Source organism: Streptomyces sp. NRRL S-455, assembly GCF_000717875.1.
In the GTDB taxonomy this organism is placed as follows: Bacteria; Actinomycetota; Actinomycetes; order Streptomycetales; family Streptomycetaceae; genus Streptomyces.
Genome location: NZ_JOCT01000013.1, coordinates 1 through 13,335, shown reverse-complemented (window position 1 = coordinate 13,335; position 13,335 = coordinate 1). Strand labels below are relative to the sequence as shown.

General features: G+C 72.6%; 11 protein-coding genes. 4 read left to right on the top strand and 7 right to left on the bottom strand.

The features are described 5' to 3' along the window. Positions 1-69: 69 nt before the first annotated feature. From IE97_RS0118505 to IE97_RS0118495, 3 genes are read right to left on the bottom strand one after another with little or no spacing between them, the layout of a single operon-like run. A complete protein-coding gene (locus IE97_RS0118505) occupies positions 70-906 on the bottom strand; it encodes a sugar phosphate isomerase/epimerase family protein (RefSeq protein ID WP_030241172.1) in 837 nt (278 codons plus the stop codon). Then, positions 903-2,054: a dihydrodipicolinate synthase family protein gene (locus tag IE97_RS0118500; RefSeq protein WP_030241170.1), complete on the bottom strand. Its 1,152-nt coding sequence runs from the start codon at positions 2,052-2,054 to the stop codon at positions 903-905. The genes IE97_RS0118505 and IE97_RS0118500 overlap by 4 nt, the downstream gene beginning before the upstream one ends. Beyond that, entirely contained in the window at positions 2,051-3,202 is a 1,152-nt protein-coding gene (locus IE97_RS0118495; protein WP_030241167.1) for a Gfo/Idh/MocA family protein, read from the bottom strand. Before IE97_RS0118495 ends, IE97_RS0118500 begins: the two co-directional genes overlap by 4 nt. Positions 3,203-3,564: 362 nt before the next feature. Between IE97_RS0118495 and IE97_RS0118490 the strand changes: the two genes are divergently transcribed. From IE97_RS0118490 to IE97_RS0118480, 3 genes are all read left to right on the top strand, one after another. After that, positions 3,565-4,611 (top strand): LacI family DNA-binding transcriptional regulator, encoded by a 1,047-nt coding sequence (locus IE97_RS0118490; protein WP_030241165.1) that lies wholly within the window; start codon positions 3,565-3,567, stop codon positions 4,609-4,611. A gap of 514 nt (positions 4,612-5,125) precedes the next feature. Further along, entirely contained in the window at positions 5,126-6,058 is a 933-nt protein-coding gene (locus IE97_RS0118485) for a bifunctional helix-turn-helix transcriptional regulator/GNAT family N-acetyltransferase (protein ID WP_030241162.1), read from the top strand. 45 nt (positions 6,059-6,103) lie between these two features. Continuing rightward, complete coding sequence (locus tag IE97_RS0118480; RefSeq protein ID WP_030241159.1) at positions 6,104-6,907, top strand: sugar phosphate isomerase/epimerase family protein; 804 nt, start codon at positions 6,104-6,106, stop codon at positions 6,905-6,907. Positions 6,908-6,943: 36 nt separating this feature from the next. Here IE97_RS0118480 and IE97_RS0118475 read toward each other — a convergent pair whose 3' ends face one another. Continuing rightward, entirely contained in the window at positions 6,944-8,584 is a 1,641-nt protein-coding gene (locus tag IE97_RS0118475) for a VWA domain-containing protein (RefSeq protein ID WP_030241156.1), read from the bottom strand. 42 nt (positions 8,585-8,626) lie between these two features. Next, positions 8,627-9,817, bottom strand: a complete 1,191-nt coding sequence (locus IE97_RS0118470; RefSeq protein WP_030241151.1) for an AAA family ATPase — start codon at positions 9,815-9,817, stop codon at positions 8,627-8,629. 152 nt (positions 9,818-9,969) lie between these two features. Here IE97_RS0118470 and IE97_RS0118465 point away from each other — a divergent pair, with 152 nt between their 5' ends. Further along, positions 9,970-10,470 (top strand): GNAT family N-acetyltransferase, encoded by a 501-nt coding sequence (locus IE97_RS0118465; RefSeq protein ID WP_030241148.1) that lies wholly within the window; start codon positions 9,970-9,972, stop codon positions 10,468-10,470. 74 nt (positions 10,471-10,544) lie between these two features. Here the strand turns inward: IE97_RS0118465 and IE97_RS0118460 are convergent, their stop codons facing one another. Together IE97_RS0118460 and IE97_RS0118455 are read right to left on the bottom strand one after the other, a co-directional pair. Continuing rightward, complete coding sequence (locus IE97_RS0118460) at positions 10,545-10,856, bottom strand: hypothetical protein (protein WP_051705030.1); 312 nt, start codon at positions 10,854-10,856, stop codon at positions 10,545-10,547. 116 nt (positions 10,857-10,972) lie between these two features. Beyond that, positions 10,973-13,150 carry a bifunctional polysaccharide deacetylase/glycosyltransferase family 2 protein gene (locus IE97_RS0118455; protein WP_030241132.1) on the bottom strand — a complete coding sequence of 726 codons (2,178 nt, stop codon included), beginning with the start codon at positions 13,148-13,150 and terminating at the stop codon, positions 10,973-10,975. Between the last annotated feature and the right edge of the window lie 185 nt (positions 13,151-13,335).

Genomic DNA, 13,335 nt, shown 5'->3' with positions numbered 1-13,335 from the left:
GCCCCCCGATACGGCCGCTGCCCCGCCCGGAGCTTCGGGGCGGGGCAGCGAGCGTGGCTCAGGAGCGGATCACAGGGTGTGCTCGACGAACCTGGCCGCTGTCTCGGCCAGCACCTCCCGCCCGTCCCGTGCCCACAACCCGTCGTTGAACAGCTCGACTTCGATGGCCCCGGTGTAACCGGCCGCCTCCACGTACGCCTTCCACTCCCGCATGTCGATCGAGCCGTCGCCGATCTGGCCGCGGCCGGTCAGCACGCCCTGGGGGAGCGGGGTCGTCCAGTCGGCGAGCTGGAAGGTGTGGATACGGCCGCCCGCACCGGCCCGGGCGATCTGCGCGGGGGCGGTGTCGTCCCACCAGATGTGGTACGTGTCGACGGTGACGCCGACCTGGTGGGCCGGGAAGCGTTCCGCCAGGTCCAGCGCCTGGGCCAGCGTGGAGACCACGCAGCGGTCGGAGGCGTACATCGGGTGCAGCGGCTCGATGGCCAGGCGGACGCCGTGCCGCTCGGCGTAGGGGCCCAGTTCCGCCAGCGCGTCCGCGATGCGCTCCCGCGCGCCGTGCAGGTCCTTGGAGCCCGCCGGGAGACCGCCCGAGACCAGGACCAGGGTGTCCGTGCCGAGCGCCGCCGCCTCGTCGATCGCCCGGCGGTTGTCGGCCAGGGCCTCGGCCCGCTCCCGCGGGTCGATCGCCGTGAAGAAGCCGCCCCGGCACAGCGTGGTCACCGTCAGCCCCGCGTCCCGCACCAGCTTCGCCGTGGCCTCCAGGCCGTACGACTGGACCGGCTCCCGCCACAGTCCGACGCCTCGGACCCCCACCTCGCCGCACGCCTCGACGAGTTCCGGCAGCGACAGCTGCTTCACCGTCATCTGGTTGATGGAGAAGCGCTCCAGCCCCGCAGTGCTCACTGGTCGACTCCGTACACGCTCAGCAGGGTCTTCATCCGCTCCTCCGCCAGCTTCGGGTCGGGGAACAGGCCCAGACCGTCAGCGAGTTCGTACGCCTTCGCGAAGTGCGGGAGCGAGCGGGCCGACTGCAGGCCGCCGACCATCGTGAAGTGGGACTGGTGCCCGGCCAGCCAGGCCAGGAACACCACGCCCGTCTTGTAGAAGCGGGTGGGGGTCTGGAAGAGGTGCCGGGACAGCTCGACCGTCGGGTCCAGCAGCCCCCGGAAGCCCTTCACGTCCCCGGTGTCGAGCACCCGCACCGCCTGCGCCGCCAGCGGGCCCAGCGGGTCGAAGATGCCCAGCAGGGCGTGGCTGAAGCCCTGCTCGTCGCCCGCGATCAGCTCGGGGTAGTTGAAGTCGTCGCCCGTGTAGCAGCGGACGCCCTGCGGCAGCCGGCGGCGGATGTCGATCTCGCGCCGGGCGTCCAGCAGGGACACCTTGATGCCGTCGACCTTGTCGGGGTGCGCGGCGATGACCTCCAGGAACGTGTCCGTCGCCGCGTCCAGGTCGGACGAGCCCCAGTAACCCTCCAGCGCCGGGTCGAACATCGGGCCCAGCCAGTGCAGGATCACCGGCTCGGCGGCCTGGCGGAGCAGGTGGCCGTAGACCTCCAGGTAGTCCTCGGGGCCGGCGGCGGCCGCCGCGAGCGCCCGGGACGCCATCAGGATGGCCTGCGCCCCGGACTCCTCGACGACCGCGAGCTGCTCCTCGTAGGCCGCGCGGACCTCGGCGAGCGACCCGGCGGCGAGCTGGTCCGTGCCCACGCCGCAGGCGATCAGACCGCCGACCGACTTGGCCTCGGCCGCCGACCGGCGGATCAGCTCCGCCGCGCCCGCCCAGTCCAGGCCCATCCCGCGCTGGGCGGTGTCCATCGCCTCGGCGACGCCCAGCCCGTGCGACCACAGGTGGCGGCGGAAGGCGAGGGTGGCGTCCCAGTCGACGGCCGCGGGCGAGTCGGGGGAGACGTCCGCGTACGGGTCGGCGACGACATGCGCGGCCGAGAAGACCGTGCGGGAGGTGAAGGGCGTGCCGGGGGACACGGCGAGGGGTTCGGTGCGGGGCTCGTACGTCCGCGACGTCCCGTCGCCGCCCGGGAGGCGGATGGTCACAGCGAGATCTCCGGGACGTCGATACGGCGGCCCTCGGCCGAGGACTTCAGGCCCAGCTCGGCGAGCTGGACTCCGCGGGCGCCGGCCAGCAGGTCCCAGTGGTAGGGGGCGTCGGCGTAGACGTGCTTGAGGAACAGCTCCCACTGGGCCTTGAAGCCGTTGTCGAACTCGGTGTTGTCCGGGACCTCCTGCCACTGGTCGCGGAAGACCTCGGTGGCCGGGATGTCCGGGTTCCACACCGGCTTGGGGGTGGCCGAGCGGTGCTGGGCGCGGCAGTTGCGCAGGCCCGCGACCGCGGAGCCCTCCGTGCCGTCGACCTGGAACTCCACCAGCTCGTCGCGGTTGACGCGGACGGCCCAGGAGGAGTTGATCTGGGCGATCGCGCCGCCCTCGAGTTCGAAGATGCCGTAGGCGGCGTCGTCGGCCGTGGCGTCGTAGGGCTTGCCGTTCTCGTCCCAGCGCTGCGGGATGTGCGTGGTGGCGATGGCCTGGACCGACTTCACCCGCCCGAACAGCTCGTGCAGCACGTACTCCCAGTGCGGGAACATGTCGACGACGATGCCGCCGCCGTCCTCGGCCCGGTAGTTCCAGGACGGGCGCTGGGCGGCCTGCCAGTCGCCCTCGAAGACCCAGTAGCCGAACTCGCCGCGCACCGACAGGATGCGGCCGAAGAAGCCGCCGTCGATCAGGCGCTTCAGCTTCAGCAGGCCCGGGAGGAACAGCTTGTCCTGGACGACGCCGTGCTTGACGCCGGCCTCGTTCGCCAGCCGGGCGAGGTCGAGGGCGCCGTCGAGGCCGGTCGCCGTCGGCTTCTCGGTGTAGATGTGCTTGCCGGCCGCGACGGCCTTCTTGATGGCCTCCTCGCGGGCCGAGGTGACCTGGGCGTCGAAGTAGATGTCGACCGTCTCGTCGGCGAGGACCGCGTCCAGGTCGGTCGAGACGTGCTCCAGGCCGTGCCGCTCGGCCAGCGCCTTCAGCGCGTGCTCACGGCGCCCGATCAGGATCGGCTCGGGCCACAGCACGGTGCCGTCGCCCAGGTCGAGACCGCCCTGCTCGCGGAGGGCGAGGATGGAGCGGACCAGGTGCTGGCGGTAGCCCATGCGCCCGGTCACGCCGTTCATGGCGATACGCACCGTCTTGCGTGTCACGTCGTTCCCTTCGTACGCGGTCGTCGCGCCGCGCACGCCCGACTGGTGAGCGATACAGCAAGCGCTTTCTATACAGAAAGAAGCTAGCCTCTGAACCGTGGTCTGGACAAGACCGCGACCAAGACGAGTTGTTCGAGGGGGCGAACAAGAGGGGGTCGGGGGCTTAAGGTCTGCTCGGAGCCATGGCCATAGGTCCTTGGGGACCACGGCCATAGGTCCATGGGAACCACGGCCACGGGTCCGTAGGGAAGAGGGCCTCGGACCCATGGGGACCGAGGGGCCCATGGGAACCGAGGCCGCAGGTCTGAGTGTGTACGAGGGCGACGAGGCGACGACGAGATGCGCGACCGGAGGACGACGAGATGACGGTGACCCTGGCGGACGTGGCGGCCCGCGCGCAGGTCTCGCCCGCGACGGTGTCGCGCGTGCTGAACGGGAACTACCCCGTGGCCGCCTCCACCCGCGAGCGGGTGCTGAAGGCCGTGGACGAGCTGGACTACGTGCTCAACGGGCCCGCGAGCGCCCTTGCCGCCGCCACCTCCGACCTGGTCGGGATCCTGGTGAACGACATCGCCGACCCGTTCTTCGGGATCATGGCGAGCGCGATCCAGTCCGAGATCGGTGGGCCGGGCGGCCGCGCGGGCGGGGAGAGACTCGCGGTGGTCTGCAACACGGGCGGCACCCCCGAGCGCGAGCTGACGTACCTCACGCTGCTGCAACGGCAGCGGGCGGCGGCCGTGGTGCTGACCGGCGGGGCGATCGAGGACGAGGCGCACCAGGCGGCCATGGACGCGAAGGTGCGGAAGCTGGCGGAGGCCGGGACCCGGGTGGTGCTGTGCGGGCGCCCGCCGGCACCGGAGACCGGCGCGATCGCGCTCACCTTCGACAACCGCGGGGGCGGGCAGGAGCTGACCGAGCACCTGATCGGGCTGGGGCACCGGCGGCTCGGCTACATCGCGGGACCGGAGGAGCGGACCACGACCCGGCACCGGCTGGAGGGCCACCGGGCCGCGCTGGCCGCGCACGGCATCGAGGAGGACCCCCGGTGGACGGTGCACGGGCGGTACGACCGGCGGTCCGGCTACGAGGCGACGCTGGAGTTGCTGCGGCGTGATCCGTCGCTGACGGCGGTCGTCGCGGCGAACGACTCCGTCGCGCTGGGGGCGTGCGCCGCGCTGCGGGACTCCGGGCTGCGGATTCCGGACGACGTTTCGGTGGCCGGGTTCGACGACCTGCCGTTCAGCATCGACGCGGTCCCCTCGCTCACGACGGTGCGGCTGCCCCTGGCGGAGGCCGGGGCGCGGGCCGGGCGCATCGCCATGGGGCGGGAGGAGGCGCCGCCCGGCGGTATCGCTTCGGTGCGGGGGGAGTTGATGGTGCGGGGGTCCTCCGGGGTGCCGCGGAGTTGAGGCTTCCCTCGGCTCTCGCCCGCCTGAAGGCCTCCTGCCATGGGCGACGAAAAGAGCGGTAGGTCAAGAAGGCGATGCGATCCACCGGGCCATGGCGTCGAAGGCGTCCAGGGCCCGGTGGTCGTTCGGGCCGAAGTGGCGCCCGCAGTCCTCGCCGAGGTTCTCGAAGCTGTCGGCCGCAAGGCTCTCGTGGCAGCGGATCCGATTCGGCTCCCTGACATCACCGGGCTCCGGACCTCGACGAGGAGCGCGGCGATGAGCAGCCCGGCCCGGCGAGGGCCTGGTCGACGAGCTCAGCTCATCGTTACGCCGGTGATCCTCGGCGGCGAGTCGATCTCCCCGGAGGGCGAGCTCGAGCGCCCGCCGCGGGTGGTGTCCACGACCACCGCCGGACCGGCACGCAGGTGTGCGTGTGCTGGGCGGCGGCGAACGGGGGCTGGCCCGGGGAGGTCCGGCGGTCTAGGCTCGGCCCATCGGTATCTCTGACTGAGTCAAGCATTCGGGGGCTGTGGCCATGACCGTCCAGGACATCCGCTCCTTCAACCGCTTCTACACCAACGTCATCGGCGCGCTCGACTACGGCCGCCACCTTTACGCCCCGTACACCCTCACCGAGTCCCGCGTGATCTACGAACTCGCGCACGCGCCGCGCACGGACGCCGCCGACCTGCGGTCACAGCTGCATCTGGACGCCGGATACCTGAGCCGGATCCTGAACAGGTTCGAGGAGGACGGGCTGGTCGAGCGCGGCCCCTCCGACACGGACCCGCGCCGCCGGCGGATCACGCTCACCGCCCGCGGCCGGGAGGCCGCCGCGCTGCTCGATGAGCGGGCCCGGGAAACGGTCGGGGCGATGCTGGACACCGTGCGCACCGAGGACCGGCCCCGCCTTGCGGAAGCCCTGCGGACCGTCCGGGAAATCCTCGGCGAGGGCCGGGCCCCGCGCCCCGAGGACGTCGTCCTGCGCGAGCCCGCCCCCGGCGACCTCGGCTGGATCGTGCAGCGCAACGCCGCGCTGTACGCCGCCGAGTACGGCTTCAACCTGGACTACGAGGGCCTGGTCGCCCGGATCGTCGCCGACTACGGCGCGGACCACGATCCGAACCTGGAGCGGACATGGATCGCCGAGCTGGACGGTCGGCCGGTCGGATGCGTCATGTGCGTACGGGACGACGCGCCGGGCGCCGCCCGGCTCCGGCTGCTGCTCGTCGAACCCGACGCGCGCGGCCTGGGCATCGGGGACCGGCTGGTCGGGGCCGTCGTCGACTTCGCGCGCGAGGCCGGCTACCGCGAGATCGTCCTGTGGACCAACGACATCCTCGCCGCCGCCCGCCGCATCTACCAGCGCCACGGCTTCGTGCTGGTCGCGGAGAAACCGCACCGGTCCTTCGGCCAGGACCTGGTCGGCCAGGACTGGCGGCTGGAGCTCCGCGCGACACCCGAGTGACGAATGGGGAATCGTCGGCGGGGGTGCCGGGTAGTGTCCGTTTGTATGAAGCTGGCGTTCTCCACCCTCGGTGTCCCCGGCCTGCCCCTGCCCGACGTCCTGCGACTCGCGACCGCGCACGGCTACCACGGCGTGGAGCTGCGAGCCCACCCGGAGGAACCGGTCCACCCCGGCCTGGGAGCCGCTGAACGGGCGGACGTGGCGGCCGAGTTCAAGGGCTCGGGCGTAGAGGTCCTGGGCCTCGCGGGATACGCGCGGGTCGCCGCGCCGGGCGACGACGAACCCGTCCTGGCCGAGATCCGCGCCCTCCTCGACCTGGCCCGCGACCTCGGAGCCCCGTACATCCGTGTGTTCCCCGGCGGCGATCTGGACGTGCAGACCCCCGAGGAGGCCGACGCGACGGCCGCCCGGCGGCTCGGCACGGCCGCCGAGTACGCGAACGACCTGGGCGTCCGCATCCTCCTGGAGACCCACGACTCGCACCGCACCGCCGCCGACGCGATGCGCGTCCTCGGGCTGGTCGGCCACCGCCAGGTGGGCGCCCTGTGGGACGTGATGCACACCTGGTTGGGCGGCGAACAGCCCTCCGAGTCGTACGCGGCGCTCTCCCCCCACCTCGGCTACGTCCAGGTCAAGGACATCGCCTCCGCCGAGGACACCACCCCGCTCCCGCTCGGCGCGGGCGTCCTGCCCCTGGCCGAGTGCGTGGAGGTCCTCTCCCGGCACGGCTGGGACGGCTGGCTGTGCTGGGAGTACGAGAAGCGGTGGTACGAGTCGGCGGCGGAACTGCCCGCCCTGCTGGGGGCGGGACGGGAGCACCTGAGCCGGTTGCTCAACGAGTCGGCGTGACGGGGTGGGGTGGTGGGCCGGGGCCTACCGCCCCGGTCAGATCACCCGGAACAGGTCCGAGGCGGCGTGGACGTCGGTGAAGTCCTCCACCGAGCGGAGGTTGTCGCACAGGGCCTCCAGGGCCGAGCCGGCCTCGCCGACGCGCGGGGCTCCGACGACCACGCCGAAGACCCGGAAGCCCAGCCGCTGCTTGGTCTCCCTCCAGCGCCGCATCCAGGCCTCCGTGACGCCACAGTCGTCGTCGGTGATCATCACGATGTCGCCGCGCCCGCGGGCGGTGTCGTCGAACTCCTCCGCCAGCAGATCGCCGGCCGCCGACAGCGGGGTCTGGTAGCTGGTGCCGCCGCCGAGGAACGTCTCCGCGAAGTCGAGCACCCGGTCGATGCCGGCGATCTCGCCGGCCGGGAAGCGGAAGACCTGGAGCCGGTCGGCGGCGGAGAACAGGATGCCGACGAAGTCACGGCCCGAGTGCCGGGCCTGGTCCAGCAGTGCCAGGGCACACGCCTTGGACCAGGCCTCCCGGGTGATTCCGCCGGGCCCCGCCTCGTACATGGAGTGCGAGGTGTCCACGCACGCGATGACCGCGCCCCGGCCGGTGCTCTGTTCTCCCCGGCTGTCGAAGAGCATCAGCTCCCCGGCGGCGTAGCGCACCGCGAACACCGCGCGCAGCTCGGGCACGCCGAGATGGGCCAGCTCCGAGGGGATGACCCGGGAGAGGTCGTCGCCGAGCGTGACGCCGACCAGTTCCCCGGTGGCGTTCGCCACCTTGCGGGCGCGTTCGCCCCGGGCCATCTGCCGGAAACGGCCGATCAGCTCGGCCCACTCGGCGAGACGGCCGGTACGCAGCCGTTCGGCCAGCAGGGCGCGCCGGCCGAACGGCATCCGCTCCAGCTCGCCGGCCGCGACGCCCCAGGCCCGCATCAGCGCGGCTTCCTCCCGTATCGCCCTGGCGGCGGTCGCCGCGGCGTCGCGTGCCGCGGTTCGCAGCCCGGGTGCCGCGGCGGCGAGGGCCTGTGCGGCGCCGTCGGCGGCCCGCCGGGCAGCGGCCTCGGCGGCTCCGGCGGCCTCGATCGCCCGGTGCACGGCGTCGGCGGCCGGGGCGGGGACGGTGCCGTCCTCCCCGGCCTCGGCGGCGGCCCGCCGGAGCGCCTCCCCCACGGTGGCCGCCGCGCCCTCGGCGTCCCGCCGGGCCTGCCGCGCCCGCTCGGCCTGGTTCCGGGCCTGCCGGGAGCGCTCCAGCATCCCGCGGAGTGCGGCAGCCTGGGCGAGCACCGCCATGGCGGCGGCGTACGGGTCGGCGGCCGTCTCCCGGCGCAGCTCGGCGAACTCGCGCGTCTCGACGAGTGAGCTGACGAGCTGGTGGTTGACCAGCCGGGACGGATCCATCTCCGCGGCCTCGCGCAGCCGCGGGCCGGACTTGTAGGCGGCCAGGAACACGTCGGTGAGGAGGTCGGTGGTGGTGTCGCCGTAGCGCGCGTTCAGTTCCCCGGCCAGCTCCCGCAGTGCGGCCGACTGCGCGTAGGTGTCACGCCAGGTGAACCGGTCGAACCGGTCCGCGACCACCGCCCCGGTGTGCCGCTCGGCACCGGCGGCGGACAACCCGAGCCACGGCCCGGCCCGGCTCGCCAGCTCATCGAGCCTGTTCGATGCATTTGATGCGTTCGATGCCCGGTTCATGGCGTCGTTCACGGCGTCGTTCACGGTCGTGGCCTCCCGGCTTCAGGCCTGGGCCTGCACCATGCTCGCGTCCATGCCGAGGGCCTCGGTGAGAACGCGGGCGCGGACGGCCCGCCGGCGTCCGGCGATACGGTCGATGGCGGCGGTGGAACGTCCGGCGCTCACCGCCTCCCGGCGCAGTTCCTCCAGCCGCTTCCCCGCCATGGCGAGCTGGTTGTGCGCCTTCTTGATGACCCAGTCGCTCAGCGCCTCGCGGGACTGCCCGGCCATGGCGTCGAGCTGGGCCTCCAACTCGTCGATGGTGTCGGACAGGTCGAGCGCCTCCTTGGCGTCGGGGTTGACCAGGTGCAGCACCTCGCGCTCGACGGTGGGGCGTTCGGCGGGGGAGTTCCACAGCACGTGCGTCAGCACCGACAGGTCGGCCACTTCGACGGCCGGGCGGCCGTCGAGGTACGCGGACGCCTGGAGCAGGCCCACCGCCTGTCGCCAGCGGCGGTCGGAGGCGACGAGTTCCTTGCGGCGCAGGGCGGCCCGCAGCGTGCAGACCGCGTCGACGATCGGGTCGGGCACGTCCACGGCCGGGACGGCTTCCGTCACGGCGTATCGCAACGCGGCCAGTTCGACGGTGGTCCGGGCCGGTGCCTCGGGGCGCCGGACGGCGGACCGCACCAGCGCGGCGAAGTTCGAGGGGTCCTCCAGGTAGCCGACCTCGATCCGCACCAGCAGCCGGTCGTAGATGGCGGCCGCGTCCTCCTCGGTCGGCAGCTCGTTGCTGGCCGTGATGGCCCCGATGAGGGGGCAGCGGATCGGCTCGCCGCCGTTCTCGGGGTGGTAGATCCGCTCGTTGAGGTAGCCCAGCGTCTCGTTCAGGGCCGCCGTGGAGCACTTGAAGATCTCGTCGATGAACGCGATGTGCGCGGTCGTGGCGCGGCCGTCGTAGACCTGCCGGTACTCGCCGCGGGCCAGCGCGGCGACGTCGATCGGACCGAACATCCGCGTCGGCGCGGTGAACTTCGACAGCAGGATCTCCCAGTAGGCCGCCCCCTCGATCCGGCCCGTCAGCTCCCGCGCCAGCTCGGACTTCGCCGTCCCGGGCGGACCGAGCACCAACGAGTGCTGCCCGGCCAGCAGTGTCACCACCAGCGTCCGTACGACATCGGCCCGCTCGTAGAACCGCTCCGACAGCTCACCGCTGATCGCCCGCAGCCTCTCGGCGGTGTCCTGCGCGTCCACGTCCCACTCCTCGCCTGCGACGCCGTGCCGGGCCGACGAGACAGCCCGTTCCCGCTCCTGAACCTACGACGAAGTGGCATGCGGCCGAGGGGAATTGTGGATGCGGACGAAACTCGATGGCCGCCCCGCGCTTCCCTGCGTACCGTCCCGGCATGCCCCCGACACTGCGCACCCCCCGCCTGCTCCTGGACGCCTACACCCCGGCGGACGAGGAGGACTTCGTCGCTCTGTTCCAGGACACGAGGGTGTCCCGGTGGATGGGTGACGGGCCGGCTTCCGAGGCGGAGGACCGGGCCCTGTTCGGGCGGATCTTCAGCAAGGTGTACGCGCGGGATCTCTTCGACGTGTGGGCGGTCCGGCGCGGGGCGCTCCTGGTCGGGCACGCGGAGATCAAGAGGACCGAGGCGGTCGGCGGTCACGAGATCGTCTACGCGCTGTCGCCCGGGGTCTGGGGCGGCGGGCTCGGGACGGAGCTGGCGGAGGCGCTCGTGAGCTACGGCTTCCGGACGCTCGCGCTGACCGAGGTGCACGCCACCGTGGACGTGCGGAACACCGCGTCGTTGCGCCTCCTGGGCCGGATCGGTTTCGAACACGTCCGGGATGTCGTGGAGGACGACGGCGGTCTCACGCGCGTGCTGATCCGCCGTCTGTAGGTTCCCGGTCAGGTGAAACACAGCGGAGGCGGACAGAACATCCGGACCCGGTGTTCTGTCCGCCCCGCCCCGTACTACTCCGCCTGAGCGCTCTCCGCGCCCTTCGCGCCCGCTGAGCTGTCAATGCTCCCTGTGCACTGGGAGTCCACCGTCGTCGTGCTTCCCGTCCCGCTCAGGACAGTCCAGACGGTCCCCTCGAGGCCGCGGCCCCGCTGAATGTGGATCTTGCGGCACTGCGAGGCCTGGCTCGCCTCCTCACCGGCCCGCGGCTCGGCGTCGGCCGCGACGGGTGCCGCGGTGGTCAGGAGGGCGGCGAGGACGATGAGGGCCGAGCCGGCCGAGTGCGCGAGGGGTCGGTGCGAACGGTGCAAACGTGGAGTTTTCATGAGCACACCTTGGGCCGAAAAGCGCCCGGTGCGAAGGCAGTCGGGGCCTCACGCGGGCAACTCAACCCGTTCGTACGATGCGCCGGGGACGAACGGGCCCGTCGGCAACGGCCCGTTCACGGGCGACGGGGCGAGGGCTGCGGAGGCAGCATCACGTCTCCACTGCGCTTGAGCCGCTGCCAGGGCAGCCGGTAGCCGTTGATCGCGGTCAGGCACGCCTGGACGAGGACCAGGTACATCACCTGGCGGTAGACGATCTGCTGGAGCGGAAGCGCCCACAGGGGCCGGAGGCTCTCGCCGTCGAGGTGGAAGGCGTACGCGGCGCAGACGGCCTGCACCGCCAGTACGCCGCTCCAGGCCAGCACGGTGGTGAGCGGGTTCCCGAACACCAGGCCGTAGAGGGCCAGGATGTCGATCAGCGGGGCGAGCAGCGGTGTGAGGATCTGGAAGACGGCCAGCAGGGGCAGACCGCGGCGGCCGAAGCGGCCCGCGGGGCCGTGTTCGAGCAGCGCGTGACGGTGCTTCCACGCGGCCTGCATCGTGCCGTAACTCCACCGGTAGCGCTGACGCCACAGTTCCCGCAGGGTGGCCGGGGCCTCGGTCCAGGCGAGTGCGTCCTGCGCGTAGCGGATCTCCCAGCCGGTCCGGTGCAGGGCCATGGTGATGTCGGTGTCCTCGGCGAGGGTGTCCGCGCTCATCATCCCGGCGTCCCGCAGGGCCTCGGCGCGGAACGCCCCCACGGCACCGGGAATGGTGGGCAGGCAGTGCAGCAGGTCGTACATGCGGCGGTCGAGGTTGAAGCCCATGACGTACTCGATGTGCTGCCACCGGCCGAGCAGACGCCGCCGGTTGCCGACCTTGGCGTTCCCCGCGACCGCGCCGACGCGGGGGTCGGCGAACGGCTGGACGAGGCGGCCGACGGTCGAGGGGGCGAAGACGGTGTCGGCGTCCAGCATCACGACGAGGTCGTGGGAGGCCCGCAGGACACCGGTGTTGAGGGCTGAAGGTTTGCCGCCGTTGGGCCGGCGGACGACGGTGACGTTCTCGAGGGCGAGGGACTCCGCGAGGTCGGCGGTGCCGTCGCGGGACCCGTCGTCCACGAGGATGATCTCGACCGGGTGGTCGCTCGCGGCGAGGGAGCGGAGTGTCTTGGCGATGCACACCTCCTCGTTGTAGGCGGGTACGACCACGCTGACGGGCCGGGTGACCGGCTGGAGGGGCCCGGCACGCGGGCGGCGGGCGTGGTGACGGGCCAGGACGATCAGGACCACGCACCGCGCGAGGACGAGCGAGCCGACCACCAGCAGCAGCACGTTGACGGCCGCCACCATCGTCCCCGAGACGGTCACGGCGGCCACGAAGACGCGGCCACCCCACAGGTCCGCCGTCCCGACGGGGCTGGTGAGACGGTCGGTTCCGACGAGGTCGGCGAGGGTCGTGAAGCGATAACCCTGTGCCTTCAGCCGGGGGATCAGGGTCTTCAGTGCTTCGACCGTCTGTGATCTGTCCCCTCCCGCGTCGTGCAGGAGGACGACCGCGCCCCTGCCGGGCGGGCTCGGCGTGGCCGCGTCGGCGATCGCGCGGGCGCCCGGCCGCCGCCAGTCGTTGGTGTCCCGGTCGATGAAGGCCAGGACGTAGCCCTTCTCGCCCAGGCGCCGGGCTACGGACCACGCCGGTGCGTCGAGGGCGGAGGGGGTGGAGGAGTAGGGCATCCGCATCAGCGAGGTGTTGATGCCCGCGGCCCCGGCCAGGGCGAGTTGGGTCAGCGCCAGTTCACGGTCCACGGCGCTCGGGGACTGGGTGGTCAGGTCCCGGTGGGAGAAGGTGTGCACGCCGATCTCGTGACCGGAGCGGATCAGGCTGCGCAGGACTCCCGGGTGCCGGGTGGTCTGCTGCCCGGTGACGAAGAAGGTGCCGGGTGTGCCGTGCTGGTCGAGAACGGCCCGGATGCGGGGCGTCCAGGTGGGATCGGGGCCGTCGTCGAAGGTCAGGACGACGGTCCGGTCCGGTGTGCGGAAGCTCCGCGGGCGATCGTCGGTGGTGTCGACGACCGGTCCGCCGTCGGCGACTGCGCGCGGGACGCCGGTGGACGTTCGTCCGCGGAGCCCTTCCTGGTCACCGGTGAAACCCCGGGTGGTGTACCCCTCGACCAGGAGCACCGAGGCGATGAAGGCCAGCAGGACGACGGGGATGACGACGCGGAAGCGGTGCCGCGGTGACAGCGGCGCTCGCCCGCGCCGCGGACGGGGTGGCCTGGGTGAGCGGCCGGGTGTCCGGCGGGGGCGCCGACGCATCAGGGGGCCTCGGCCACCGAGGGGGCGGAGGCCGGGGGCACGGCCGAGGTGCCGGTCGCCGGCCCTGTGGGCTGGGGGGCGGAAGGCGGCGCTTGTGCCGGGGGCTCAGGCGGCGGTGGGACGGAGGGGGCCGTGGTCGGCGGAGCCGGTGCGGGCGGAGGCGGTGCGGGAGTGGTGCCTGTGCC

What these genes read in the sequence shown, in the direction of transcription:
- IE97_RS0118480 (WP_030241159.1), top strand. Translation starts at nt 6,104, where the DNA reads ATGAAGCTGGCGTTCTCCACCCTCGGTGTCCCCGGCCTGCCCCTGCCC.
- IE97_RS0118460 (WP_051705030.1), bottom strand. Translation starts at nt 10,856, where the DNA reads ATGAAAACTCCACGTTTGCACCGTTCGCACCGACCCCTCGCGCACTCG.
- IE97_RS0118465 (WP_030241148.1), top strand. Translation starts at nt 9,970, where the DNA reads ATGCCCCCGACACTGCGCACCCCCCGCCTGCTCCTGGACGCCTACACC.
- IE97_RS0118455 (WP_030241132.1), bottom strand. Translation starts at nt 13,150, where the DNA reads ATGCGTCGGCGCCCCCGCCGGACACCCGGCCGCTCACCCAGGCCACCC.
- IE97_RS0118475 (WP_030241156.1), bottom strand. Translation starts at nt 8,584, where the DNA reads ATGAACCGGGCATCGAACGCATCAAATGCATCGAACAGGCTCGATGAG.
- IE97_RS0118490 (WP_030241165.1), top strand. Translation starts at nt 3,565, where the DNA reads ATGACGGTGACCCTGGCGGACGTGGCGGCCCGCGCGCAGGTCTCGCCC.
- IE97_RS0118485 (WP_030241162.1), top strand. Translation starts at nt 5,126, where the DNA reads ATGACCGTCCAGGACATCCGCTCCTTCAACCGCTTCTACACCAACGTC.